We start from the raw sequence: 25,497 nt of genomic DNA on the forward strand, positions 1-25,497 counted from the left end.
GTTCCCCGGCCGCCGCCGACGACGGCGTCGTGCTCCCCCGCCGTGCCCGCCCCGGCCGGTGACGCCGCGGAGGAGGACGGCGGGAGCGGTGCCGCCGAGGACGGGGGCGAGACCACGACCGACACCACCGGGGACGAGGGCGAAACCGCGACCGACGCCGCCGAGGGCGAGGGCGAGACCGCGACCGGCACCACCGGGGACGAGGACGAAACCGGGGCCGACGCCGCCGAGGCCGAGGGCGAGACCACGACCGGCACCACCGGGGGCGACACCGCGCTGTCCGAGGCCGAGGCCGAGCTCGCCGCCCAGCGCGAGTTCCGGGAGCGGATCGAGAAGCGCAAGTCCGAGAAGAAGGGCCCCATCTCCGCCGGTACGAAGCTGAGCGGCACGGCGGCCGACCTGCTGGCCGCCGTACGGGCAGTGGAGAGCGGCGAGAAGCCCGCAGCGCCGTTCCTCGACCGGCCCGCGCCCGCTGCCGCCCCCGGTCGGCCCGCGCCCGCCCCCTCTCCCGCTCCGGCGCGTCCGCGTGCGCCCGAACCGGCACCGGCGCCCCGCAGCGCCTCGCCCGAGACGCTGGCCGCGACCGCCGCCGTGCTGGCCGGGGGCGGGGCCCCGGCGGCGCTGGCGGGCCCGGTCGCCGAGGTGCTCGGCGCGCAGGCCGCCGAGGCGCTGCGCGAGGACCCGTGGCGCCTGCTGGCCGTGCCGGGGGTCCGCCCCGAGCAGGCGGACGGATTCGCCCGGGCCCTGCTCGGTGCCGGATGCGGCCCGGACGACGAGCGGCGGACCGCCGCCCTGATCGGTCTGCTGCTGGAGCGGGCCGCGCTGCGGGGCCATACGGCGCAGGACGCCGCGACGGTACGGGCCGCGCTCGCCGGGCACGCGGTGACCGACCCCGGGGCGGCCGTGGAGCACGCCGTGGCGGAGGGCGTCGTCCTGGCCTTCCGGGACGGACCCGAGGACCCGGAGCCCGAGGCCACCGAGGAGCCCGGCGCGCGGGACGAGGGCGACGACGACGGCGACGGACCGGAGCCGGTACGGGTGCTGCTCGGCCTCGACCGCTACGCGCTCGCCGAGGAGAGTCTCGCCGACGGTCTCGCCCGGCTGGTCAACGCCTGCGAGAAGGACGCCGACTGGACGGAGGCGGCCTCGGTCGCGGGCTCCTCCTCGGCGTCCGAACTGATCCGCGCGGTCGCGGCCCACGGTCTCGTGGCCCACACCGGCGGCGAGGCCGCCCGGGCCGAACCCGCCGCCCTGATCACCGCGGCCCGCGGCCTGGGGCTGCGCGCCCTGGGCGCCGCGCACAGCGCCGACGGCAGGAACCGGCTGGCCGGCGCGACCGGCGACCCGGCGACGGCCGTCACGCTCGCCGGGCTGCTCTCCGGCGCGGAGGGCCCCGGGCGGGACGAGGAGGGCGCGCTCGCCGTCGACCTGCTCGTCGTGCTCGACGCCCCGCAACTGGACGTCGAGACCGCCGCGATGCTGGTCGAGTCCCTGGCCGACGGCACCCGCCTGGTGCTCAGCGGCGACCCCGGAGTGCTGGGATCGGCCGGTGCGGGGCGGGTGTTCGCGGATGTGCTCGCGGCCCGCGCCTGCCCGCAGATCGCCTCCCGCACCCCCGACCCGGGACCGATCGGCGAACTGGTCTCCGGCATCGGCATCGGTGAGCTGAACCAGGTCGAGGCGCCCGGCAAGGAGGTGGTGATCGTCCCCGTGCGCGACGCGGGCGAGGCGGTGCACCGCACCGTGCAGCTGGTGGCCGACTCGGTGCCGCGCGCCATCGGCGTACCGTCGTCCGACACCCAGGTGATCACCGTCGGCCACGGCGGGTCGGCGGGCACCCGGGCGCTGAACGCGGCGCTGAAGCAGCGTCTCAACCCCGGTCCGGGACGGTTCGGCGGCTTCGACCCGGGCGACCGCGTCGTCCACGTCCCGGTGCCCGGCAGGACCGTGCCCGCGGTGGTCGTCTCGGCGGACGCCGAGGGTCTGCGCCTGGACTGCGGGGGCACGGAGGTCGTCGTGCCGCGGGAGCGGGTGGAGTCCGCAGTGCGCCATGGCTGGGCCCTCAGCGCCCACCAGGCGGCCGGGACGCGGTGGCCCGCGGTGGTCGTCGTGCTGCCGGGCGACGCGGCGCAGGGGCTCAGCCGGGCCTGGGTGTACACCGCCTTCGGGCGCGGCGAGCGCCATCTGTCCGTCGTCCACGGGGTGGATCAGGCGCTCCCGCGCGCGGTCGCCCAGTCCCCGGCCCAGGACCGCACGACGCGGCTGCGCGACCTGCTGGAGGCGGCCGCCCGGTGACCCGGGCGTCGGGCGGGCCCGGTCGGGGCCCGCCCGGCCGGCGGGTCAGGAACCCTCCGCCGCCATGCGGCGTTCCTCCTCCGGTTCGTCCTCGTCGAAGACGGCGCTGACGTCGAAGCGGCAGACCACCAGCTGCGGGTCCGCCTCGTCGAACGGCGCGCCGAGCCACTCCCCCGCCTCGGGAAGTTCCTCGGCGGCCGTGACCCACAGCGTGGAGTCGCCCTCCTCCAGCCCGAACTCCGTGTGCCTGGAGGCGATCTCGTCCGGTTCGTACTCCCCGAAGAGCACGCCGAGCGCCGCGTGGACGCTGGAGCCGACGACCGCGGCGTGCTCGTCCCGGTCGTCCCGGTCGAGGTCGGCGATCCGCTGGGCCTGTGCGAGCAGCCTCGGCGGTTCCACCACCGCGTAGTCGCGCCGGATCAGCACGCTGAGCGCGTTCGGCTCCTCGGGTCCGGTGTACGGCGGAAGCGCGTCCTGCGCACCCGGGATCTCGAAGGGAGTGACTTCGTCGTAGCGGTCGTAGAGCAACTCGTCGTAGGACTCGGCGGCAGCGGCCAGTGCGTTGAACGCGTCGTAGACGGCCGTGTCGTCGTCCCCGGTACGGCGTTCGACCGCCGCGAGATGGTGGTCGAGCGCGGCTTTGATCGCCTCCGCGGCGGCGCGTACCTCGGCAGCGGTGGGCTGCGCAGCATCAGACATGGTGCAGACGCTATCCGTACACGGGCTCTGCCCGCACAATAGATGCGATGCCGGAATACGAATTTGTCGATGTGTACGTACCGCGCGGGGTCTCCCGCAAGGAGACGGCCCGCCTGCTGACCGACCACGCCGAGTATGGTCACTGGGAGTTGGACCGGCTGACGCTGCGTCGCGACGGCAGCCGCAGGGTGCGGCTGCGCCGACGGATCATCCGCCAGCTCCGCGCCACCTGGTGAGACGGAACGGGCCCCGCGGTGGCGGGGCCCGTTCGTTCTCATCGTGTTCGTGCCACCGCTCCGGTCCGTTATGCGGACATCCGGGCGCGGCGGTAGAGCACGGTGCCCGCGCCCGCGAGCAGCAGTCCCGCGCTCGCCGGGACCAGCAGGTCGAGCCCGCCCGCGCCGGTGTGCGCAAGCTGTTCGACGTGCTGCGGTTCGGGCTTGTTCGGCACGGTCGGCTTCTCCGGGGTCGGAGGCTTGGGCTCGGTGACCGGGGGTTCGACGGGCGGCGGCGTGACGACGTCCGTGCCGTTCTCGCAGTCGTTGCCGAAGGTGGGGTTGAGCAGGCCGCCGACGGTGATGCTGTTCCCGCAGACGTTCACGGGGATGTCGATGGGCACTGCGATGTTGTTGCCGGACAGCACGCCCGGCGAGCCCTTCGTGACGCCCTGGGCCGTGGCCCCGCCGCCGAGCGGGGCCCGGTGCTTGCCCGTGCCCGGCCGACTCGCGTCGGTGAGGTCGCCGGAGACCTGGCTGCCGGAGGCGTGCTTGCCCTGGGAGCCGTCCTGCGATTCGTTCCCGCAGGTGTTTCCGAACGCCGGGTTGAGCAGCGCCACGACGTCCACGGAGTTGCCGCACACGTTGACCGGCACGTGCACCGGGATCTGTACCGAATTCCCTGAAAGCACCCCCGGGGAATTCGTTGCGCCGCCGGACGCTCCCGCGTCGGCGTGCGCGTAACCGCCGCTCAGCGCGAGTGCGCCACCTGCGGCCGCCATGGTGATCAGGCCTTTGCGCGTGACCTGTCGCATAGGTGTTTCCTGCCTTCTGACCTTCCGGAAAACCCCCGGACTCGACCGTGCGGGGGCGGAGTACCAGTGGCCCCGGAGTGCATGGCGTGCACTCCGGGGCCGACCGGTTTCAAACCCTCAAGGGTTGACGCACAACGTCAGGCGTTGACGCAGGTGTTGCCGAAGGCGGGGTTCAGCAGCCCGATCACGTTGATCGTGTTGCCGCACACGTTCAGCGGGACGTGGATCGGCACCTGGATGGTGTTGCCCGAGATCACGCCGGGGTTGCCGAGGGCGGCACCCTGGGCGCCGGAGTCCGCGACGGCCATGCCCGCACCCGCGAGCACCAGACCGCCAGTGACAGCCGCAGCAGCGACGACCTTCTTGATCATGATTCCTCCTAGTTGGCAATGCGGTCCCAGCCGCGGACCGCATCACGTGTAACGAGGAAGAGGTAATCGGGCTACGAGCGTATGGTTCCTTTCACTCGTTCCGGTCAAATACGCACACGCTGCCGATTACCGATGCGGGAAACGGGTGGAAAGTCGGCGGAAAACCGGCGGGGACTCAGCAGTTGTCGATGAAACGGTCGAGCACCCGCACGCCGAACTTCAGCCCGTCCACCGGCACCCGCTCGTCCACTCCGTGGAACATGCCCGCGAAGTCGAGCTCCGGCGGCAGCTTCAGCGGGGCGAAGCCGAAGCAGCGGATGCCGAGGTCGTCGAAGGACTTCGCGTCGGTGCCGCCGGAGAGCATGTACGGCACGGCGCGCGCGATCGGGTCCTCCGCCTTCAGGGCGACCTGCATGGCGTCGACGAGCGCGCCGTCGAAGCTGGTCTCCAGCGCCTTGTCGCCGTGCACGTCCTCGCGCTTCACGCGCGGGCCGAGGATCCGGTCCAGGTCGGCCAGGAACTCCTCCTCGTGGCCGGGCAGGAACCGTCCGTCGACGTGGGCGGTGGCCTGGCCGGGGATCACGTTCACCTTGTAGCCGGCGCCGAGCATGGTGGGGGCGGCGGAGTTGCGGAGCGTGGCGCCGACCATCTTGGCGATGCCGCCCAGCTTGGCGAGCGTGGCCTCCATGTCCTCCGGGTCGAGCGGGGTGCCGAGCGCGTCGGACAGCTCGTCGAGGAAGGAGCGCACCGTCTTGGTCACCCGGACCGGCCACTCGTGCCGCCCGAGCCGCCCGACCGCCTCGCAGAGCTCGGTGATCGCGTTGTCGTCGTTGGTCATCGAGCCGTGGCCGGCGGTGCCGTCCACGGTGAGCCGCATCCAGTGCATGCCCTTCTGCGCGGTCTCGACGAGGTAGAGCCGCAGGTTCTCGTTGACCGTGAAGGAGAAGCCGCCGACCTCGCCGATCGCCTCGTTGACCCCCTCGAAGAGCCCGGGGTGCTTGTCGACCAGGTACCGCGCGCCGTACGTGCCGCCCGCCTCCTCGTCCGCGAGGAACGCGAGGACGATGTCGCGCGGGGGCTTGCGGCCGCTGCGCATCCGGTCGCGGACGACCGCGAGGGTCATCGCGTCCATGTCCTTCATGTCGACCGCGCCCCGGCCCCACACGCAGCCGTCCGCGATCTCGCCCGAGAACGGATGGTGCGTCCAGTCGTGCGCGTTGGCCGGGACCACGTCGGTGTGGCCGTGGATCAGCAGCGCGGGCCTGGACGGGTCCTCGCCCTCGATCCGTGCCACCGTCGAGGCCCGGCCCTTGTGGGACTCGAAGATCTGCGGCTCCAGTCCGACCTCGGCGAGCTGCTCCGCGACGTACTCGGCCGCGCGCCGCTCCCCCGGCCCCGAGTGGTCCCCGTAGTTGCTGGTGTCGATCCGGATCAGCTCACGACAGAGGTCCACGACCTCGTCCTCGCCGGAGACCGTCCGGGTCGTGCTGGTCTCGCTCACGCTGCTTCCTTCCACTGTCGCCGTGGTGTCCCTCCTCATCCTCCCGCGCCGGGCCCGCGCGCCCAAGGCCACCCGCCACTCGCCATGCGCCCTTCACACTGTCCGGGGCGTGATCGAGCACCTCCGAATGTTTGCTATTGTTTTCCACGTCGGAACGGGCAGCGGCCCGCGAGACAGACACCTTGTCCGGGTGGCGGAATGGCAGACGCGCTAGCTTGAGGTGCTAGTGCCCTTTATCGGGCGTGGGGGTTCAAGTCCCCCCTCGGACACAGCGGCGAGTGCCGGTCAGGAGAGATCCTGACCGGCACTTCGCGTTGTGCCCCCGCCACGGCGCGGGGAGCCGCGGACGGGCGGGCGGTGCCACTGCGGGGACGCCCGGGAGACGAGCGAGGAGCCGGCAACCATGAGCACCGTCGTACCGGTGGGCGTGACCCAGTGAGGGGGCGCGGGAAGGCCCCGGCGGCGCCGCTGGCGCAGCGGGACGGGATCGATCCGGTGCGGCTGCGGCTCCCGGAGGACCCGGACGGGGCGTGGCCGACGGTCCGCGACCATCTGCTGGCCCGGTTCGGGGACGCGATCGGGGCGGCCCGGGTGGACGCCATGTTCGCCGAGGGGCGGTTCGTCTCCACCGGGGGGCCGGTGTCCGCCGACGAGCCGTACGCGGCGGGCCGGTATCTCTGGTTCCACCGGGATTTCGCACCGGAGGAGCCGGTGCCGTTCCCGGTCGGCGTCGTGCACCGGGACGCGCACCTCGTCATCGCGGACAAGCCGCACTTCCTGGCGACCACCCCGCGTGGCCGGCACGTCACCGAGACCGCGGTGGCCCGGCTGCGCCGGGAGCTGGACCTGCCCGCGCTCCAGCCGGCGCACCGGCTGGACCGGCTGACCGCGGGCCTGGTCCTGTTCGTCGTGCGACCCGGGGAGCGGGGCGCGTACCAGACGATGTTCCGGGACCGGCTGGTGCGCAAGGAGTACGAGGCGGTGGCGCCCCACGATCCCCGGACGGTCCTGCCGCGCACGGTGCGCAGCCGGATCGTGAAGGAGCGCGGGGTCATCGCCGCCCGCGAGGAGCCCGGCGAGCCGAACAGCGAGAGCCGGATCGAGCTGCTGGAGCACCGGGAGGGGCTCGGCCGCTACCGGCTGCTGCCCGCCACCGGGCGGACCCATCAGCTGCGGGTCCACATGAACGGCCTGGGGCTGCCGATCACGCACGATCCGGTCTATCCGGTGGTCGAGCCGGAGCCCGCCCCGGACGACTGGTCGCGTCCCCTGCAGCTCCTCGCCCGGGTCCTGGAGTTCACCGATCCGGTCACGGGCGAGGCGCGCCGCTTCGAGAGCGGGCTGCGGCTGGCCGCGTGGCCGGACCGGTGAGCGGCCCGGGCTCCGCAGTCCGCGGGGCGGCCGCCGGGCCGGCGGCCGCCCCGCGGGCCCTCAGTGGCCGCGGGCGATCCACTCGTCGAGGTGCGGGGCCTCCGTGCCGATGCTCGTGGAGTCGCCGTGCCCGGTGCGGACGGCGGTCTCCGGCGGCAGGGTGAGCAGCCGGTCCCGGATCGACTCCACGATGGTCGGGAAGTGGGAGAAGGACCGGCCGGTGGCGCCGGGGCCGCCCCGGAACAGGGTGTCGCCCGTGAAGACGGTGCCCAGGCCGGGGGCGTACAGGCAGACGGCGCCGGGGGCGTGCCCCGGGGTGTGCAGCACCCGGAGGGTGGTCCCGGCGATCTCCAGTTCCTGGCCGTCGGCCAGCTCGCCGTCCGGGGCGCGGTCCGGGTGGGTCTGCTTCCACAGCGGCAGGTCGTCGGGGTGCAGCAGGACCGGTGCGCCGGTGGCGGCGGCGAGGGCGGGGGCGGCGTCGATGTGGTCGTTGTGCGCATGCGTGCAGACGATGGCGCGCAGCGTACGGCCGTTCAGCGCGGCCTCGATGGCGTCGGCGTCGTGGGCGGCGTCGATGACGATCGCCTCGGTGTCGTCGCCGACGATCCAGACGTTGTTGTCGACGTCCCACTCCCCGCCGTCGAGGGCGAAGGTGCCGGAGGTGACGAGGTGGTCGATGCGGGCGGCCATCAGAGGATCACCACCGAGCGCAGCACGTCGCCGTCGTGCATCCGGGCGAACGCCTGCTCGACGTCGCCGATCCCGATGGTCTCGGTGACGAACGCGCCGAGGTCGAGGCGGCCCTGCTGGTGCAGGTCGACGAGCATCGGGAAGTCGCGCGAGGGCAGGCAGTCGCCGTACCAGGAGGACTTGAGCGAGCCGCCGCGGCCGAAGACGTCGAGCAGCGGGAGCTCCAGCTGCATCTCCGGGGTGGGGACGCCGACCAGGACGACGGTGCCCGCGAGGTCACGGGCGTAGAAGGCCTGCTTGTACGTCTCCGGGCGGCCGACCGCCTCGATGACCACGTCCGCGCCGTTGCCGTCGGTCAGGGCGCGGATCGCCTCGACCGGGTCGGTGGCGCGGGAGTTGACGGTGTGCGTGGCACCCATCGTCCTCGCCGTCTCCAGCTTGCGGTCGTCGATGTCGACGGCGATGATCTTCGCCGCGCCGGCCAGCCGGGCGCCCGCGATCGCCGCGTCGCCCACGCCGCCGCAGCCGATCACGGCGACCGAGTCGCCGCGGCCGACCTGGCCGGTGTTGATGGCGGCGCCGATGCCCGCCATCACACCGCAGCCGAGCAGCCCGGCGACGGCCGGGGAGACCTCCGGATCGACCTTGGTGCACTGCCCGGCGGCGACCAGGGTCTTCTCGGCGAACGCGCCGATGCCGAGCGCCGGCGACAGCTCCGTGCCGTCGAGCAGCGTCATCTTCTGCTTCGCGTTGTGGGTGTCGAAGCAGTACCAGGGGCGGCCGCGCAGGCACGCCCGGCACTGGCCACACACGGCACGCCAGTTGAGGACGACGAAGTCGCCGGGCGCGACGTCCGTGACGCCCTCGCCGACGGACTCCACCACACCGGACGCCTCGTGGCCGAGCAGGAACGGGAAGTCGTCGTTGATCCCGCCCTGCTTGTAGTGCAGATCGGTGTGACAGACGCCGCACGCCTGGATCTTCACCACGGCCTCACCGGGGCCCGGGTCCGGGATCACGATCGTCTCGACCCGTACCGGCTCGTTCTTCCCCGGTGCGATGACCCCTTGCACCTGCTGCGACATACCGCGGTCTCCCTGTTTCCGTCATTTCGCGAAGATCCAACGCGACCAACCGTACGCCCCGCGAGGGTGTCACGGCGGCGCGCCGCATTGGCGGGAAACAACTGCCGTACACCTGGCCCGATGCTCCTCTTTCGGTCAGATGCCGCATATCAGTGAACTCCGGCGCTTTCCGAGCCGTCCTTCGATGTGCAGGGGCCGCCGGATCGATACCTGCGGGGGCAGGGGTCTCGCGGCCCATCAGCAGTGGAATGAAGGATCATGGGGGGAAGAACCTTGATCGAGATCACTGAGACCACGCATCCGGCGGGTCTGCGGACCGAGGAGCCGGTTCCGGTTCCTGTGGCGGTCGCGCCCGTGGCGCCGGTCGGCGGACTCGTGCCGTACGTCGACGCGTTGCCCGTGCCGCCGGTGCTCCGCCCGCAGAGCGGTGACGTGCTCCGCGAGACCGAGATCGCGCTGTCGCCCACCTGGGTGCGGCTGCACGCGCAGCTGCCGCCGACCCTGATGTGGGGGTACAACGGCACGGTGCCGGGGCCGACCATCGAGGTGCGGCGCGGGCAGCGGGTCCGGATCGCCTGGACCAACCGCATTCCCAGGGGCAGCGAGTACCCGGTCACGGCGGTGGCGGTCGGCCCGGTCGGGCCGGGCGAACCCGCGCCGCACAACCGTCCCGGGCGCGACGGCGTCGAGCCGGACCCGGACGTGGCCGCGCTGCCCGCCTGGACGGTGACGCATCTGCACGGCGCGCAGACCGGGGGCGGCAACGACGGCTGGGCGGACAACGCGGTCGGCTTCGGCGACGCGCAGCTGTCGGAGTACCCGAACGACCACCAGGCCGCCCAGTGGTGGTACCACGACCACGCCATGAACATCACCCGGTGGAACGTGTACGCCGGGCTCGTCGGCACCTATCTGGTCCGGGACGACGAGGAGGACGCGCTCGGCCTGCCGTCCGGCGACCGCGAGCTGCCGCTGATCCTCGCCGACCGCAACCTGGACACCGACGCGGACGGCCGGCTCAACGGGCGGCTGCTGCACAAGACGACGGTGATCACCGAGGCCGATCCGGAGACCGGCAAGCCGGTGTCGCTGCCGTTCCTCGGCCCGTACACGACGGTCAACGGGCGCGTCTGGCCGCATCTGGACGTGGACGACGCCTGGTACCGCTTCCGGCTGGTCAACGCGTCCAACGCGCGGACCTACGACCTGGTGCTGGTCGACGAGGGGAACAACCCGGTGCCGGGTGCGATCCGGCAGATCGGCAGCGACGGCGGGCTGCTGCCGCGCCCGGTGCCGGTCGACTTCGACGAGGTGCTGCCGGGGCTGACGATCGCCCCGGCCGAGCGGATGGACCTGCTGATCGACTTCTCGGCGCTGGCCGGGCGCCGGGTCCGGCTGGTCAACTGCGGCGGGCTCGGGCCGGGGGTGCCGGACCCGGCGGCGAACGTGCCGTTCCCGCAGGTGATGGAGTTCCGGGTGCGGGAGACGGGGCGGCGGGACGGTTTCGAGCTGCCCGAGGTGCTGTCGGGTTCCTTCCGGCGGTACGAGCACGGCCGGGTGGAGCACGGGCACCGGCTCGTGGTGCTGACGGTGCCCGGCACGGTCGGCGGCGGCGGTCACCCGGAGATCTGGGAGATGGCCGAGGTCGAGGACGCCGCCGGGGTGCGGGTGCCCTCGGACGGTGTCATCCAGGTCCGGGGCGAGGACGGCACGGTGCGCACGTACCGCAGGATCTCGCGGACCTTCAACGACGGGCTCGGCTTCACGGTCGGCGAGGGCTCGTTCGAGCAGTGGTCGTTCCTCAACCTGGGCGGTCCGACGCACCCGATGCACATCCACCTGGCGGACTTCCAGGTGATGGGCCGGGAGGCGTACGAGGTCGGCGGCTTCGACCCGGCCGTCGGCGGGACCCGCTCCCCCGTGGCGTTCGACCACGGGACCACGATCCCGGTGGCGCCGAACGAGCAGGGCTGGAAGGACGTCTTCCGGGTGCCGGCGGGTCAACTGGTGAAGGTGATCGGGAAGTTCGACGGGGCGTACGGGCGGTTCATGTACCACTGCCATCTACTGGAGCACGAGGACATGGGCATGATGCGGCCGTTCGTCGTGATGCCGTCCGAGGCGATGAAGTTCGACCACGGCGCCGGGCACGGCGGCCACCGGGGGCACGGCGGCTGACCGGTCGGCCGGACCGTCGGCGGGCCCCGCGGGATCGTTCCGCGGGGGCCGCCGCGCGTCCGGGACTCCCGCCGCGGGCGGTGGTCCGGGCCGGTGGTCCGGGGCGGAGGGGGTCAGGGCGCGAGGACGTCCAGTTCGTGCAGGGCGCCCACCGCGATCTCCTTCGTCAGCCGCTCCGCCTCGGCGGCGTCGCCCTCGCGCACCGCTTCGGCGACCCGGACGTGGAGGGTGACGGCCGCCGGGTCGGGGTCCTCGAACATCACCTGGTGGTGGGTGCGGCCCGCCAGGACCTCGGCGACGACGTCGCCGAGCCGCGCGAACATCTCGTTGCCGGAGGCATTGAGCACGATCCGGTGGAACGCGATGTCGTGTTCCAGGTAGCCCTCCAGCTGCTGGCCGCGCGAGGTGGCGACCATGCCGAGCGCGCACTCGGTGAGGGCCGCGCACTGCTCCGGGGTGGCGTGGCGGGCGGCGAGGCCGGCCGCGACCGGTTCGACGGCCGAGCGCAGCACGGTCAGGGAGCGCAGCTGGCGCGGGCGGTCGCTGCCGGCCAGCCGCCACCGGATGACCTGCGGGTCGTACACGTTCCACGTCTCGGTGGGCCGCACGGTCACGCCGACCCGGCGCCGGGACTCGACCAGGTGCATGGACTCCAGCACGCGGACCACCTCGCGCACGACGGTGCGCGAGACGTCGAAGCGCCGGGCGAGCTCGTCGGTGCGCAGCACCTGTCCCGGCTCGTGCACCCCCGCGGCGATCTCCAGACCCAGGGTGTCCAGCACGTGTGTATGCAGCCCGGGGCCCCGTGTGGTCATGGGCACCAGCCTAAGGGGCACCTTCCGGGAACAAAAAGTACGACGTTTACGTCACAGCATCTTGAATAAGTCGTACGTTTGGGTTTCAGTAGCGCGACGGACCGGTGTCGAGGAAGACATCGACGAAGACTGCGAGGCACCACCAATGAGCACCCCCCACGTCATCGTGGTGATGGGCGTGGCAGGGACCGGCAAGACCACGATCGGCCCCCTGCTCGCCGCCGGACTGGGCGTTCCGTACGCCGAGGGCGACGACTTCCATCCCGCGGCGAACATCGCCAAGATGTCGGCCGGCGTCCCGCTGGACGACGAGGACCGGTGGCCCTGGCTCGACGCGATCGGCCGGTGGGCGCACGGCCGGGCGGGGCTCGGCGGAGTGGTGAGCAGCTCGGCTCTCAAGCGGGTCTACCGGGACCGGCTGCGGGACGGGGCCCCGGACGCGGTCTTCCTCCATCTGACCGGCGACCGGTCCCTGATCGAGAAGCGCATGGCGGAGCGCAAGGGGCACTTCATGCCCACCGCGCTGCTCGACTCGCAGTTCGCCACCCTGCAGCCGCTGCGGGAGGACGAGGCCGGGGTCTCGGTCGACGTGTCCGGCACCCCCGAAGAAATCACCCAGCGGGCCGTCGCCGCGTTGCGCCGGCTCGACGACTAAGGACCACCACCGTGACCAGTCTCAGCGTCGAGACGCTGGCAGCGGACGCCGCCGAACCGATCACCTCGGCAGGCAACGCTCAGTTGGGCATCGCAGTCCTGGCGGGCATCGCCGTCATCGTCCTGCTCATCACCAAGTTCAAGGTGCACGCGTTCCTCGCGCTGACCATCGGCTCGCTGGCGCTCGGTTCGTTCGCCGGGGCCGCCCCGGCGAAGACGATCGCCAGTTTCACCACCGGCCTCGGCTCGACCGTCGCGGGCGTCGGCGTGCTGATCGCGCTCGGCGCGATCCTGGGCAAGCTGCTGGCCGACTCCGGCGGCGCGGACCAGATCGTCGACACCATCCTCGCCCGGGCGAGCGGGCGGGCCATGCCGTGGGCGATGGTGCTGATCGCCTCGATCATCGGCCTGCCGCTGTTCTTCGAGGTCGGGATCGTGCTGCTGATCCCGGTGGTGCTGCTCGTCGCGAAGCGCGGCAACTACTCCCTGATGCGGATCGGCATCCCGGCGCTGGCCGGCCTCTCCGTGATGCACGGGCTGATCCCGCCGCACCCCGGCCCGCTGGTGGCGATCGACGCCCTGGACGCCAACCTCGGCGTCACGCTGGCGCTGGGCGTGCTGGTCGCGATACCGACCGTGATCATCGCGGGGCCGGTCTTCTCCCGCTACGCGGCGCGCTGGGTGGACATCGAGGCGCCGGAGAAGATGATCCCGCAGCGGCCCTCGGAGGACCTGGACCGCCGTCCCGGCTTCGGCGCCACCCTGGCGACGATTCTGCTGCCCGTCGTGCTGATGCTGGTCAAGGCCCTGGTCGACATCGTCGTGGACGACCCGGAGCAGGGTGTCCAGCGGGTCACCGATGTGATCGGCTCGCCGCTGATCGCGCTGCTCGCGGCCGTCGTGGTCGGCATGTTCACGCTGGGCCGGGCGGCCGGTTTCTCCAAGGACCGGCTCTCCGTCACCGTCGAGAAGTCCCTGGCCCCGATCGCGGGCGTACTGCTGATCGTGGGCGCGGGCGGCGGTTTCAAGCAGACCCTCATCGACGCCGGTGTGGGCCGGATGATCCTGGACTTCTCCGAGGACTGGTCGATTCCCGCGCTGTTGCTGGGCTGGCTGATCGCCGTCGCGATCCGGCTCGCGACCGGTTCGGCGACCGTGGCCACCATCTCGGCGGCCGGTCTGGTCGCCCCGCTGGCCGCCGACATGTCCACGACCCACGCCGCCCTGCTGGTCCTCGCCGTCGGCGCCGGCTCCCTCTTCTTCAGCCATGTCAACGACGCCGGTTTCTGGCTGGTGAAGGAGTACTTCGGCATGAGCGTCGGCCAGACGGTGAAGACCTGGTCGGTCATGGAGACCATCATCTCCGTGGTCTCCCTCGTCTTCGTCCTGCTGCTGTCGCTGATCCTCTAGCGGCGGCGGCCTCCCGCACGGTCCTCCTCCCACCGGGGTTCGCCCCGGGGACCGTCCCCGACGGCGCCCGTCGGCCCGGTGCGCACGCCTCGGCGTGCCCCGGGTCCGGCGGGCGCCGTCGCCGTGTCGGGCCGCGGGCCGCGCCGGCCGCGCTCCTCGCGCCAACTGCGGCCCTCGCGCACCGGGTTGGCGTCCGGGGCCCGGGCTCGCCCCGCCGCCGGGCCCGGCGACGCGTGCCAGACTTGGCGCCATGTCGAACCGTGAACCCCTCAAGCCCTTCCTGCTCGCCTTCCCGGGACCGCTGCGCGATCAGCTGGTCGGGGCGGTCCTCACCGGTGTGAAGGTCTCGACGACCGGGCTGCTCGCGGAGTACGAGGCGGAGCGGGAGGAGCTGCCGCCGGTGGGCGAGCGGTCCGCGCTGATCGACTCGGACGGCCGGGAGACCGCGGTGCTGGAGGTGTCGGAGGTACGGGTGCTGCGTCTGGGGGACGTCGACCTCCAGCACGCGATCGACGAGGGCGAGGGCTACACCTCGGTGGCCGAGTGGCGTGCGGGCCACGAGAAGTTCTGGCACAGCGACGAGATGCGGGAGGCGCTCGGCGACCCGGAGTTCACCGTCGACGACGACACCATGGTCGTCGCCGAACGGTTCCGCGTCGTCGAACTGCTGGACCCCGTCGTGGGGGCCGAGGAGCGGTAGGCGGCGAGCGCCGGAACCGCCGGAGTCCGGGCGGGCGGGACGGACGGGACGGGACGGACGGGACGGACGGGACGGCCCGCCGTGTCCGGGCAGGCCCGGGCGCGGCGGCCCGGGCCGTCCGGAAAGCGGTCCGTCCCGTCCCGCCGCTCCGGACGGTTCGGGCGGGTCGGACGGACCGGGGCGGGACCGTCCGGGCGGACGGGTCGGTCCGGCCGCCCCCCGGCCCTCCGCGGGCCGCCTCAGACGACGGCCTGCGCCGCCGCCCGGCCCGCCGCGCGTCCGGAGAAGATGCAGCCGCCGAGGAAGGTCCCCTCCAGCGAGCGGTAGCCGTGCACCCCGCCGCCGCCGAAACCGGCCGCCTCCCCCGCCGCGTACACCCCCGGCAGGGGCGTGCCGTCCGCGGTCAGGACCCGGGAGGACAGGTCCGTCTCCAGCCCGCCGAGCGACTTGCGGGTCAGGATGTTCAGCCGTACGGCGATCAGCGGGCCGGCGTCGGGGTCCAGGATGCGGTGCGGCGGCGCCGTACGGATCAGCTTGTCGCCGAGGTAGGCGCGGGCCCCGCGCATCGCGGTGATCTGGAGGTCCTTGGTGAACGGGTTGGTGATCTCCCGGTCCCGGGCGATGATCTCGCGGCGCAGTTCGGCCTCGTCGATCAGCGGTTCGCCGGTGAGCGCGTTCATGCCCCGGACCAGGGCGGCGAGGTCCTTCTCGACGACGAAGTCCACGCCGTTGTCCATGAACGCCTTCACCGGCGCCGGTACGTCCGCGCGGGCCCGGCCGATCACGCCGCGGATCGACTTCCCGGTCAGGTCGGGGTTCTGCTCGGAGCCGGAGAGTGCGAACTCCTTGCCGATGATCTTCCGGTCGAGGACGAACCAGGTGTGGTCGTGGCCCGACCTCATGATGTGTTCGAGGGTGCCGAGGGTGTCGAAGCCCGGGAAGAGCGGGACCGGCAGCCGCTTGCCGCGGGCGTCGAGCCAGAGCGAGGAGGGCCCGGGCAGGATCCGGATGCCGTGCTTGGCCCAGATCGGGTTCCAGTTCTCGATGCCCTCGGTGTAGTGCCACATGCGGTCGCGGTTGATGTGGTGGGCGCCCGCCTTCTCGGCGACGCCGAGCATGAGGCCGTCGACGTGGGCGGGGACGCCGGAGAGCATCTTCGCGGGCGGGGTGCCCAGCCGGGCGGGCCACTGCTCGCGCACCAGGTCGTGGTTGCCGCCGATGCCGCCGGAGGTGACGATCACCGCCTGGGCCCTCAGCTCGAACGTGCCGGTCGCCCGGCGGCTGCTCGCGGTGCCGCGGGCCGCCGCGCTCTGCTCCAGCACCTCGCCGGTCACCGTGTCGACGGTGCCCGCGGTGCGGCCGAGCCCCGTGACCCGGTGCCGGAACCGGAACCGTACGAGGCCCTTGGCGGCGCCCGCGCGCACCCGGCGCTCGAAGGGGGCGACGATGCCGGGGCCGGTGCCCCAGGTGATGTGGAAGCGGGGCACGGAGTTGCCGTGGCCGTTCGCGTCGTAGCCGCCGCGCTCGGCCCAGCCGACGACGGGGAAGATCCGCAGCCCCTGGGCGTGCAGCCAGGAGCGCTTCTCGCCGGCCGCGAAGTCGACGTACGCCTCGGCCCACTTCCGCGGCCAGTGGTCCTCCTCGCGGTCGAAGCCCGCCGTGCCGAGCCAGTCCTGGAGGGCCAGCTCGTGGCTGTCCTTGATCCGCATCCGGCGCTGCTCGGGCGAGTCGACGAGGAAGAGCCCGCCGAAGGACCAGTGCGCCTGACCGCCGATCGACTGCTCGGGCTCCTGGTCGAGCAGGATCACCGAGCGGCCCGCGTCGACCAGTTCGGCGGTGGCCACCAGACCGGCGAGTCCTGCCCCGATCACGATCACGTCAGCGTCGTACGCCATGGGTGGTCCCATCCTGTCGGGGCGATCCGGTCGCGGCCGTGGTCCGGTTCCGGAGCCGGAAGTTACTGGTGCGTCAGATCTTCGGCACCCGGCCGCCGCGACGTCAACCGCCCGGTCGGCGGCGCTCCGGCCGCGTCCTGGGGACGCAGACGTTATCGTCGGTACAAATCCACCCACTTCTGGCCTGACTCGAGGTAGAAGCGTGTCGGTGCCGGTCCTCCTCCTCGCCGTGAGCGCCGCCTGCTGTCTGGGATTCGGCTTCGTCCTCCAGCAGGCCGCCGCCTCGCACGCCCCGAGGAGCGACTACCTCTCCCCCCGGCTGCTGCTGGACCTGATGCGGGTGCCGAGCTGGCTGGCCGGGATCGGGCTGATGGTCTGCGGCATGGTGCTGGGCGCCCTGGCCCTGGGCAAGGGCGAGGTGTCCGTCGTCGAGCCGCTCCTCGCGACCAATCTGCTCTTCGCGATGGCCCTGTCCCGGCACCGCACCGGCCAGCGGCTCGGCCGGCAGGGCTGGGCCGGGCTCTGGCTGCTGGCCGGCGGGGTCGCGGTCTTCCTGCTGGCGGGCCGGCCGCAGGGCGGCGAGGCGGTGTCCAGCGCACTGCGGCACTGGTCGGTGATCGGCGCGGTCGTGGGGACCGCCCTGCTGCTCACCGCGGTCGCCCGGCGCTCCGCTTCGGGGGTCGCCCCGGCCCTGCTCGCGGTGGCGGCCGGTCTGCTGTACGGACTCCAGGACGCCCTCACCCGGGTGAGCGGGCAGCTGCTGTCCGACGGCGGGTGGGAGGCGCTGGTGACGGGGTGGCAGCCGTACGCCGTGCTGGCGCTGGGGGTCACCGGACTGCTCCTGGTGCAGAGCGCGTTCGAGACGGGCCCGCTGCGGGTCTCGCTGCCCCCGCTGACCGCCTCCCAGCCGCTGGCCGGGATCGCCTGCGGGGTCGGTTTCCTCGGCGACCGGTTGCGCACCGACGCCGGTGCGCTGGCCTGGCAGGCGGTCGGGCTCGTCGCGATCGTCGTCGGGATCGTGCTGCTCGGGCTGCACCCGGCGATGCCGGAGGGGCCCGTGGGCGGGCGCCGCGAGAAGAGTCTCCAGCCGCACTGAGCGGCCCCGCCCGGCCGCGGGAACGCCCGCACTGGTTTTTAATAATGGCCAGCATTAGAATGCCCGCATGGCGCGAACGTCCGGGCAGGAGACCAGGGAGAAGCTGATCCGCGCGGCCGAGGAGGTCTTCGCCGCACAGGGTCCCGACGGGGCCCAGCTGCGGGACATCGTCCGGCTGGCGGGCCAGAGCAACCCCTCCGCGGTCCAGTACCACTTCGGCTCCCGGGCCGGACTGCTCGACGCCGTGATGGCGGGCCGCCAGGCCCGTACCGAACGGGTGCTGGCCCCCCTGCTCGACGCCCTGGCCGAGGACTGCGGCGTACCGGAACTGCTCACCGCGCTGGTGACGGCCGAGGCGAGCCTGCTCGCCGACGACCGGGGCCTGCGCTGTCTGCGGATCTCGTCCCGGCTCACCCATGAGACCGGGCTGCGGACCGGCAGTCCGCACCCCGTCCTGGGCGACACCGGCTACGGACGGCTGATCGCCCGCCTCGGGGACCGCCTGGGCGGGCTGCCCGAACCCGTGCGCCTGGAGCGCCTGGACCTGGCACTCGCCCTGATCGGCGCGGCGCTGGCCGACCGCGCCCGCCAGCGTCTCGACGGCATCGAACCGCTGACCGACGACGCGTTCTTCCTCGCCGACCTCGTCGGGACCACCACCGCGTTCCTGCACGCCCCCGTGCCGGACGGCACGTGAGCACCGGCGGGACCGCACCACGTACCACGCACCACCCGCACCACATGAAGGAAGCGACATGAGCGACAAGAGCAACCTCACCGACAAGACCGTCATCATCACCGGCGGCGCCCGGGGCCTGGGCGCCGAGGCCGCGCGCCTCGCGGTGGCGGGCGGCGCCAACGTGGTGATCACCGACGTGCTCGACGAGGAGGGCGCCGCCACCGCCGCCGAGCTGGGCGCCAGGGCCCGCTTCGTCCACCACGACGTGACCTCCGAGGAGGACTGGCAGCGCGTCGCCGAGTTCGCCGTCGCCGAGTTCGGACGCATCGACGGGCTGGTCAACAACGCCGGGGTGTCCACCGGCCAGCCGCTGGAGACCGAGACCGTCGAGCACTTCCGCAAGGTGATCGACATCAACCTGACGGCCGTCTTCATCGGCATGAAGACCGTGATCCCGGTGATGAAGGAGAACGGCGGCGGCTCGATCGTCAACATCTCCTCGGCCGCCGGTCTGATGGGCCTCGCCCTGACCTCCAGCTACGGCGCGTCGAAGTGGGGCGTGCGCGGTCTGACGAAGGTCGGCGCGGTGGAGCTCGGCACGGAGAGGATCCGGGTGAACTCCGTGCACCCCGGCATGGTCTACACGCCGATGACCGCGTCCGTCGGCATCCAGCAAGGCGACGGCAACTACCCGAACACCCCGATGGGCCGGGTCGGCGAGGCCCCGGAGATCGCGGAGGCGGTCGTCTTCCTGCTCTCGGACGCCGCCTCGTACGTCACCGGCGCCGAGCTGGCCGTGGACGGCGGCTGGACCACGGGCCCGACCGTGAAGTACGTCATGGGCCAGTGATCGTCCGGCGGTGTCCTGCTGTTGGATGGGGATCATGAACCCTTCTGACGAGATCCTGGACATCGTCGACGAGAACGACGTGGTCGTGGGGCAGGCCCCGCGTGGTGAGGCCACCGCGCGGGGCCTTCGCCATCGCTGCGTCTTCATCGAGGTGCGGGACGCCGACGGCCGTCTCTTCGTCCACCGCAGGACCTCGACCAAGCTGGTCTTCCCGTCCCGCTACGACATGTTCGTCGGCGGGGTGGTCGGCGCCGGGGAGTCCTACGAGGAGGCGGCGCTGCGGGAGGCCGAGGAGGAGCTGGGGGTGTCCGAGCTGCCCCGGCCCGAGCCGCTCTTCAAGTTCCTCTACGAGGGCGAGCACTCCTGGTGGTCCGCCGTCTACCGGGTGCGGTGCGAACTGCCGGTGGACCCGCAGGTGGAGGAGGTCGCCTGGCACTCCTTCCTCACCGAGGCGGAGCTCGCGGAGCGGATCGACGACTGGGAGTGGGTGCCGGACGGGCTGGAGGCGTACCACCGGCTGCGGGCGCTGCGGGCGGCCGGGCAGGCCCCGTGAGCCCGGCCGGCACCCTTTCTCGTAAATCGGCGGATAAGGTCCGGACGTGAACGAATTCGTGCGGGGTCTGCGGCTGTGGTTCGCGCCGCAGCGCATCCGCGAGGAGGGCGACACACCGGACTACCGGTTCTCGCTCGCCAACGAGCGCACCTTCCTCGCCTGGATCCGGACGGCTCTGGCGCTGATCGGCGGCGGCTTCGCGGTCGACCAGTTCCTGCCGGAGCTGGCGTGGGGCGTCCGGGCCGGTCTGGCGCTCGCACTGCTGGCGTCCGGGGTGCTGTGCGCGCTGCGCGCGGTCAACCACTGGGTGCGGTGCGAGCGGGCGATGCGGCGCGGGGAGGACCTTCCGGTCTCCCGGTTCCCGACGCTGCTCGGCCTCGCCGTCGCGGTCGTCGCCGTGGCGATGGTGGTGGTGGTCCTCTTCGGCTGGGAGGGCCGGTGACCACCGCGGAACGCGACCCCGGGCTGCAGCCCGAGCGGACGCGGCTGGCGTGGCGGCGCACCACGCTGTCGTGCACGGTGGTGGCGCTGCTGGCGGTCAGGCAGGCGCTGCACGGCGGGGTGAGCGCGGCCGGGGTCGTCGCGGTGTCGCTGAGCGCGCTGGCCTGGCTGGGGTTCCTGCGGGTGGCGCATCTGCGGGTGCTCGGGATGGGGACCGCGCGGCCCCGGCCCCTGTCGGCGCGCGACGCGCTGGCCGCGGCGGCGTGCACGGTCGCGCTCGCGGTGTTCGCCGTCGTCCTGTTGTTCTGAGACCGCGCGGCCCGGCCCGGTGTCCGGGCCGACCCCGGACACCGGGCCGGGCCGCGCGGTCGGTCCGTTGGTCGGTCGGTCCGCCGGTCAGCCGGCCGGGGCGTCCGAGACCTCCAGGACCTCCGGGACCTCCCAGGGCACGGTGACGACGATCTTTCCCCGGGTGCGCCCCTGCTCGTTCAGCCGGTGCGCCTCCGCCGCCTCCGCCAGCGGGAACACCCGGTCCACGTGGACCGTGACGACGCCCTGCTCGGCCAGTTCGGCCAGGTGGGCGAGGTCCCCGGCGTCCGGTCGCACATAGGCGTAGCGGCCGCCGTACGAGAAGACCTCGGCGTCCACGACGGACGCCAGCCTCCCGCCGGGCCTCAGCACCTCGGCGGAGATCCGGAGCGCCTCGCCGCCGACCGTGTCGAACGCGGCGTCGACGCCGTCCGGGGCCAGTTCCCGCAGCCGGTCGGCGAGGCCGTTCCCGTAGGCCACCGGCTCCCCGCCGAGCCGCCGGACGTGGTCGTGGTTGTGTTCGCTCGCGGTGCCGATGACGCGGGCACCGACGTGCCGGGCGAGCTGGACGGCGAACGAGCCGACGCCGCCCGCCGCCGCGTGGACGAGGACCGTGTCGCCGCCCTGGACCTTCAGGGCGCGGTGCAGCACCTGGTAGGCGGTGAGACCGGCCAGCGGCAGGCCCGCCGCCTCCTCGAAGCTCAGGTTCCGGGGCTTGCGGGCGAGGGCCCGCACGGGGGCGGCGACGTACTCGGCGAGCGTGCCGCGGCAGAGGAAGTCCTCCCGCGCGTAACCGATGACCTCGTCGCCGACCGCGAACTCCTCGACGCCGATGCCGGGCTGGACCACGACGCCGGACACGTCCCAGCCGGGGATCACCGGGAACACGGCGTCCAGGACGGGGTCGAGGTGTCCCTCGCGGGCCTTCCAGTCGACCGGGTTGACCGCCGCGGCCCGCACCTTCACCAGGACCGTGTCCGGGCCGACCTTGGGGTCGGGCCGCTCCCCGTACTCCAGGACCTCGGCCCCGCCGTACCTGCTGTAGCTGATCGCCTTCATGTACCGACCGTCGGTGCGGGCCGGGGTGCCCGCAACTCGGACCGGTCCGGGCCGGGGCCCGGCCCGTCACCAGCGCGGGATCGCGGGGGTCCGCCAGTCGGGCTCGGCCTTGCGCATCGCGGCCGCGTCGTCGCGCTCGCGCATGGTGCCGTCGTCGTCGAGCCAGCGCCGGTGCAGTGCGGCCAGGCGGTCGCGGTCGAGTTCCACGCCGAGGCCGGGGGCGTCGGACACGGTCAGCCGGCCGTCCTCGAAGACGTGGCGGGTGGTGATGACGTCCTCGGTCTGCCAGGGGTAGTGGCTGTCGCAGGCGTAGTCGAGGTTGGGGACGGTGGCGGCGACATGGGTCATCGCGGCCAGGCTGATGCCGAGGTGGGTGTTGGAGTGCATGGAGAGCCCGACGCCGAAGGTGCGGCAGATCCCGGCGAGTTCGCGGGTGCGGTGCAGCCCGCCCCAGTAGTGGTGGTCGGAGAGGACCACCTGCACGGCGCCGCGGGCGAAGGCGTCCGGGAGCTCGGCGAGGGTGGTCACGCACATGTTGGTGGCCAGCGGCACGTCGGTGGCCGCGGCGACCTCGGCCATCGCGTCGGTGCCGGTCGCCGGGTCCTCCAGGTACTCGAGCACGCCCTTCAGCTGCTCGGCGACGTACCGCGAGGTCTCCACGGACCAGGCGCCGTTGGGGTCCAGGCGCAGCGGCCGGCCGGGGAACTCCTCGGCCAGGGCGCGGATCGCGGCGATCTCCCGGTCGGGTTCGAGGACGCCGCCCTTGAGCTTGAAGGAGGAGAAGCCGTGCTCGCGGGCGAAGCGCCGGGCCTGGGCGACGACGCCGGCCGGGTCGAGGGCGGCGCCCCAGTCGTCCCGCTCGCCGCCCTCGGGGTGGGCGGCCCAACGGTAGAAGAGGTAGGCGCTGTACTCGACGCGGTCGCGGACCTTCCCGCCGAGCAGGGCGTGCACGGGGAGGCCGAGGGTCTTGCCCAGCGCGTCCAGGCAGGCGACCTCGAAGCCGGAGACGACGGAGAGCCGGAGCTTGTCGGCGGTCTGGACACCGCGCAGTCCGCCCGCCTCGACCCGGTCGTCGGTCGCGCGTGAATCACCGCACACCTCGTCGGCCAGGGCGAACAGACCGTTCACATCGCTGACCGGGCGTCCGACGAGTGCGGTGGCGAGCGGCTGTGCGAGTTCGAGGTACCTGCCGTCCCCGTACGTCTCCCCGACGCCCGTGACACCACCGCGGGTGACGACCTCCACGACCAGGCGAGGGGTGTAGGGCTGGTGGACCCCCTGGGTGTTGAGCAGGGGCGGGTCGGCGATCAGGATCGGGGTCAGCCGGACTTCGTCGATCAGCAGCTCTGTATTCATACGTGAACTCTATTCAGGGATGCGACTGAGCACCAGACTCCGGCCCGATCCGGACCGGGGCCGACGCACCGGGCGGAGGGAGCCCTCTGGACGACATACCGACTGGTCGGCATCATGGGCGGCGACCGTCTTTCATCCGGAGGTGCGCACGATGAGCCCAGTCCACCCGCCAGGTCTCGACCTCGACCGGCTGCGCGGACACCTCGACCGCGAGCGGCCGGGGCTGGTGAGCGGACCGCTCGATGCCCGGATCATCGAGGGCGGCCGGTCGAACCTGACGTACGTCGTCACGGACGGCACCGGCCGCTGGGTCGTCCGCAGGCCCCCGCTGGGCCATGTGCTGGCCACCGCGCACGACATGAAGCGGGAGCACCGGGTGATCAGCGCCCTCGACCCGACGGCCGTGCCGGTGCCGGAGCCGGTGCTGCTCTGCGAGGACGACACGGTGATCGGGTCGCCCTTCTACGTCATGGAGTACGTCGAGGGCACCCCGTACCGCAGCGCCGAGCAGCTCGCCCCGCTGGGTGCCGAACGCACCCGGGCGGCCGTGCTCGGCCTCGTCGACACCCTGGTCGAGCTGCACGCGGTGGACCCGCGGGCCGTCGGGCTCGACGACTTCGGGCGGCCCGAGGGCTTCCTCGACCGGCAGTTGCGCCGCTGGGGCAAGCAGCTGGACGCATCCCGCAACCGCGAACTGCCCGGCATCGACGAGCTGCACGCCGCGCTCGGGCGCGAACTGCCCGACTCGCCCGCGCCCACCGTGGTGCACGGCGACTACCGCCTGGACAACGTCCTGATCGGTGCCGACGACCGGATCAGGGCCGTCCTCGACTGGGAGATGTCGACGCTCGGCGACCCGCTGACCGACCTCGGCCTGCTGGTGATGTACAGCTCCGACCTCGGCCTGGCGCACTCCCCCGTCTCCACCACCAGCGGCGCCGCGGGCCACCCCTCGCCCGCCGAGCTGATCGAGCGCTACGCCGCCCGTTCCGGCCGGGACACCTCGGCCATCTCCTGGTACACGGCGTTCGCCTGGTTCAAGCTCGCCGTGATCCTGGAGGGCATCCACTACCGCTACACCCTGGGCCGGACCGTCGGCGCCGGTTTCGACCGCATCGGCGATCTCGTCCCCGTCTTCATCGAGCACGGCCTCGGCACCCTCCAGGAAGGCTGACCACCCATGGACTTCGCATTCGACGCCCGTACCGAGGAGCTGCGCGGCCGGCTGCTCGCCTTCATGGACGAGCACGTGCACCCGGCCGAGCGGACCGCGGACGAGCAGCGCACGCTGCCGGCCTCCCCTTGGCAGACCCCGCAGGTCGTCGAGGACCTGAAGGCCGAGGCGCGGCGGCAGGGCCTGTGGAACCTCTTCCTCCCCGACGCGGAGTACGGGGCCGGGCTGACCAATCTCCAGTACGCCCCGCTCGCCGAGATCACCGGCCGTTCCCCGCAGCTGGCCCCGACCGCGCTCAACTGCGCGGCCCCGGACACCGGGAACATGGAGGTGCTCTTCCAGTTCGGCACGGACGAGCAGAAGAAGCGGTGGCTGGAGCCGCTGCTCGCCGGGGAGATCCGCTCCGCGTTCGCGATGACGGAGCCCGAGGTGGCCTCGTCGGACGCGACGAACATCGAGACCCGGATCGTGCGCGACGGCGGTGACTACGTCATCAACGGCCGCAAGTGGTACATCTCCGGGGCGATGAACCCGGACTGCGAGATCTTCATCGTGATGGGCAAGACCGCCCCCGACAGTGCGGACATCCGCCGCCAGCAGTCGATGGTCCTGGTCCCCCGCGACACCCCGGGGCTCGAAGTGCGCCGCGCCATGCAGGTGTACGGGTACGAGGACCACTACCACGGCGGCCACGCCGAGGTCTCCTTCACGGACGTGCGGGTGCCCGCCGGGAATCTGATCGGCGAGGAGGGCGGCGGCTTCGCCATCGCCCAGGCGCGGCTGGGACCGGGCCGCATCCACCACTGCATGCGGCTGATCGGCATGGCCGAGCGGGCAATCGAGCTGATGTGCCGGCGGGCGGTGTCCCGTACGGCCTTCGGCAAGCCGCTCGCCCAACAGGGCGTCGTGCAGAACTGGATCGCGGACGCGCGGGTGACGGTGGAGCAGCTGCGGCTGCTGGTCCTGAAGACGGCGTGGCTGATGGACACGGTGGGCAACCGGGGCGCGCACACGGAGATCCAGGCCATCAAGATCGCCACCCCGCGCGCGGTGGTCGGCATCCTCGACCGGGCGGTGCAGCTGCACGGCGCGGGCGGGGTCGGCCAGGACTTCCCGCTGGCCGAACTGTGGGCGGCGGCACGGACGTTGCAGCTGGCGGACGGCCCGGACGAGGTGCACCAGCGGTCGCTGGCGCGGCGGGAGATCAAGCGGTACGTGTCGTAGGCGGCGCCCGGAAGCGGGTGCGGGCGGGGCGGTGGGCGCGGGGCGACCGGCGCTCCCCGCCC

The 25,497-nt window shown here is 72.9% G+C and carries 25 protein-coding genes and 1 tRNA gene; 16 read left to right on the forward strand and 10 right to left on the reverse strand.

Translation table 11 applies throughout. From position 1 onward, the window contains the following. Positions 1-42 precede the first annotated feature (42 nt). Entirely contained in the window at positions 43-2,295 is a 2,253-nt protein-coding gene (locus EAO76_RS04905; protein ID WP_187438464.1) for an ATP-dependent RecD-like DNA helicase, read from the forward strand. Between the two features lie 45 nt (positions 2,296-2,340). Here the strand turns inward: EAO76_RS04905 and EAO76_RS04910 are convergent, their stop codons facing one another. Beyond that, a complete protein-coding gene (locus EAO76_RS04910; RefSeq protein WP_148833691.1) occupies positions 2,341-2,994 on the reverse strand; it encodes a hypothetical protein in 654 nt (217 codons plus the stop codon). Between the two features lie 47 nt (positions 2,995-3,041). Here EAO76_RS04910 and EAO76_RS04915 point away from each other — a divergent pair, with 47 nt between their 5' ends. Continuing rightward, positions 3,042-3,230: a DUF5703 family protein gene (locus EAO76_RS04915; protein WP_030918345.1), complete on the forward strand. Its 189-nt coding sequence runs from the start codon at positions 3,042-3,044 to the stop codon at positions 3,228-3,230. Positions 3,231-3,298: 68 nt separating this feature from the next. On the opposite strand, the gene EAO76_RS47255 is transcribed toward EAO76_RS04915, so the two are convergent. The 3 genes from EAO76_RS47255 to EAO76_RS04930 all read right to left on the reverse strand — a co-directional run bounded on the left by EAO76_RS47255 (position 3,299) and on the right by EAO76_RS04930 (position 5,896). Next, positions 3,299-4,024, reverse strand: coding sequence for a chaplin (locus tag EAO76_RS47255; protein ID WP_148833693.1), 726 nt, complete (start codon positions 4,022-4,024; stop codon positions 3,299-3,301). Between the two features lie 137 nt (positions 4,025-4,161). Then, positions 4,162-4,395 carry a chaplin gene (locus tag EAO76_RS04925; protein ID WP_148833695.1) on the reverse strand — a complete coding sequence of 78 codons (234 nt, stop codon included), beginning with the start codon at positions 4,393-4,395 and terminating at the stop codon, positions 4,162-4,164. 175 nt (positions 4,396-4,570) lie between these two features. Then, positions 4,571-5,896, reverse strand: a complete 1,326-nt coding sequence (locus EAO76_RS04930) for a M20/M25/M40 family metallo-hydrolase (RefSeq protein ID WP_148833697.1) — start codon at positions 5,894-5,896, stop codon at positions 4,571-4,573. Between the two features lie 184 nt (positions 5,897-6,080). Here EAO76_RS04930 and EAO76_RS04935 point away from each other — a divergent pair. Next, positions 6,081-6,165, forward strand: a tRNA-Leu gene (locus EAO76_RS04935). Positions 6,166-6,331: 166 nt separating this feature from the next. Further along, the gene (locus EAO76_RS04940; protein WP_148833698.1) at positions 6,332-7,267 is read left to right on the forward strand and encodes a pseudouridine synthase; all 936 of its coding nucleotides are present in this window, start codon (positions 6,332-6,334) and stop codon (positions 7,265-7,267) included. 60 nt (positions 7,268-7,327) lie between these two features. On the opposite strand, the gene EAO76_RS04945 is transcribed toward EAO76_RS04940, so the two are convergent. After that, positions 7,328-7,957, reverse strand: a complete 630-nt coding sequence (locus EAO76_RS04945; RefSeq protein WP_148833701.1) for an MBL fold metallo-hydrolase — start codon at positions 7,955-7,957, stop codon at positions 7,328-7,330. Then, positions 7,957-9,042 (reverse strand): S-(hydroxymethyl)mycothiol dehydrogenase, encoded by a 1,086-nt coding sequence (locus tag EAO76_RS04950; RefSeq protein WP_148833703.1) that lies wholly within the window; start codon positions 9,040-9,042, stop codon positions 7,957-7,959. The genes EAO76_RS04945 and EAO76_RS04950 overlap by 1 nt, the downstream gene beginning before the upstream one ends. Positions 9,043-9,300: 258 nt before the next feature. Between EAO76_RS04950 and phsA the strand changes: the two genes are divergently transcribed. Beyond that, complete coding sequence (gene phsA / locus EAO76_RS04955; RefSeq protein WP_148833705.1) at positions 9,301-11,220, forward strand: O-aminophenol oxidase PhsA; 1,920 nt, start codon at positions 9,301-9,303, stop codon at positions 11,218-11,220. A gap of 113 nt (positions 11,221-11,333) precedes the next feature. Here phsA and EAO76_RS04960 read toward each other — a convergent pair whose 3' ends face one another. Next, complete coding sequence (locus tag EAO76_RS04960) at positions 11,334-12,035, reverse strand: FadR/GntR family transcriptional regulator (protein WP_148833707.1); 702 nt, start codon at positions 12,033-12,035, stop codon at positions 11,334-11,336. Between the two features lie 145 nt (positions 12,036-12,180). Between EAO76_RS04960 and EAO76_RS04965 the strand changes: the two genes are divergently transcribed. From EAO76_RS04965 to EAO76_RS04975, 3 genes are all read left to right on the forward strand, one after another. Next, positions 12,181-12,690: a gluconokinase gene (locus EAO76_RS04965; RefSeq protein ID WP_148833709.1), complete on the forward strand. Its 510-nt coding sequence runs from the start codon at positions 12,181-12,183 to the stop codon at positions 12,688-12,690. An 11-nt stretch (positions 12,691-12,701) separates the two neighbouring features. Beyond that, positions 12,702-14,099, forward strand: a complete 1,398-nt coding sequence (locus tag EAO76_RS04970) for a GntP family permease (RefSeq protein WP_148833711.1) — start codon at positions 12,702-12,704, stop codon at positions 14,097-14,099. 250 nt (positions 14,100-14,349) lie between these two features. Beyond that, positions 14,350-14,799 (forward strand): ASCH domain-containing protein, encoded by a 450-nt coding sequence (locus EAO76_RS04975; RefSeq protein WP_148833713.1) that lies wholly within the window; start codon positions 14,350-14,352, stop codon positions 14,797-14,799. A 239-nt stretch (positions 14,800-15,038) separates the two neighbouring features. Here the strand turns inward: EAO76_RS04975 and EAO76_RS04980 are convergent, their stop codons facing one another. Beyond that, complete coding sequence (locus EAO76_RS04980) at positions 15,039-16,694, reverse strand: FAD-binding dehydrogenase (RefSeq protein ID WP_148833714.1); 1,656 nt, start codon at positions 16,692-16,694, stop codon at positions 15,039-15,041. A 202-nt stretch (positions 16,695-16,896) separates the two neighbouring features. Here EAO76_RS04980 and EAO76_RS04985 point away from each other — a divergent pair, with 202 nt between their 5' ends. The 6 genes from EAO76_RS04985 (at position 16,897) to EAO76_RS05010 (ending at position 20,622) form a co-directional block, all read left to right on the forward strand. Then, positions 16,897-17,790 carry a DMT family transporter gene (locus EAO76_RS04985; RefSeq protein ID WP_148833717.1) on the forward strand — a complete coding sequence of 298 codons (894 nt, stop codon included), beginning with the start codon at positions 16,897-16,899 and terminating at the stop codon, positions 17,788-17,790. A 67-nt stretch (positions 17,791-17,857) separates the two neighbouring features. Next, on the forward strand, positions 17,858-18,487 hold the full coding sequence (locus tag EAO76_RS04990) for a TetR/AcrR family transcriptional regulator (protein WP_148833719.1): 630 nt from the start codon (positions 17,858-17,860) through the stop codon (positions 18,485-18,487). Positions 18,488-18,545: 58 nt separating this feature from the next. Continuing rightward, positions 18,546-19,319, forward strand: a complete 774-nt coding sequence (locus tag EAO76_RS04995) for a glucose 1-dehydrogenase (RefSeq protein WP_148833721.1) — start codon at positions 18,546-18,548, stop codon at positions 19,317-19,319. A 34-nt stretch (positions 19,320-19,353) separates the two neighbouring features. Beyond that, on the forward strand, positions 19,354-19,872 hold the full coding sequence (locus EAO76_RS05000) for an NUDIX hydrolase (protein WP_148833723.1): 519 nt from the start codon (positions 19,354-19,356) through the stop codon (positions 19,870-19,872). 46 nt (positions 19,873-19,918) lie between these two features. Beyond that, entirely contained in the window at positions 19,919-20,314 is a 396-nt protein-coding gene (locus EAO76_RS05005; protein WP_148833725.1) for a YidH family protein, read from the forward strand. Then, on the forward strand, positions 20,311-20,622 hold the full coding sequence (locus EAO76_RS05010) for a DUF202 domain-containing protein (RefSeq protein WP_148833727.1): 312 nt from the start codon (positions 20,311-20,313) through the stop codon (positions 20,620-20,622). The genes EAO76_RS05005 and EAO76_RS05010 overlap by 4 nt, the downstream gene beginning before the upstream one ends. Positions 20,623-20,709: 87 nt before the next feature. Here the strand turns inward: EAO76_RS05010 and EAO76_RS05015 are convergent, their stop codons facing one another. Further along, the gene (locus EAO76_RS05015) at positions 20,710-21,681 is read right to left on the reverse strand and encodes an NADP-dependent oxidoreductase (protein ID WP_148833729.1); all 972 of its coding nucleotides are present in this window, start codon (positions 21,679-21,681) and stop codon (positions 20,710-20,712) included. Between the two features lie 66 nt (positions 21,682-21,747). After that, positions 21,748-23,037 (reverse strand): glucarate dehydratase family protein, encoded by a 1,290-nt coding sequence (locus tag EAO76_RS05020; RefSeq protein ID WP_148833731.1) that lies wholly within the window; start codon positions 23,035-23,037, stop codon positions 21,748-21,750. A gap of 151 nt (positions 23,038-23,188) precedes the next feature. On the opposite strand from EAO76_RS05020, the gene EAO76_RS05025 reads away from it, so the two are divergent. Together EAO76_RS05025 and EAO76_RS05030 are read left to right on the forward strand one after the other, a co-directional pair. Beyond that, a complete protein-coding gene (locus tag EAO76_RS05025) occupies positions 23,189-24,211 on the forward strand; it encodes a phosphotransferase family protein (protein WP_148833733.1) in 1,023 nt (340 codons plus the stop codon). 6 nt (positions 24,212-24,217) lie between these two features. After that, positions 24,218-25,435, forward strand: coding sequence for an acyl-CoA dehydrogenase family protein (locus EAO76_RS05030; protein WP_148833735.1), 1,218 nt, complete (start codon positions 24,218-24,220; stop codon positions 25,433-25,435). The last annotated feature ends 62 nt before the right edge of the window (positions 25,436-25,497 follow it).

Origin of the sequence: Streptomyces sp. sk2.1 (genome assembly GCF_008120935.1) — a bacterium.
Classification (GTDB): domain Bacteria; phylum Actinomycetota; class Actinomycetes; order Streptomycetales; family Streptomycetaceae; genus Streptomyces.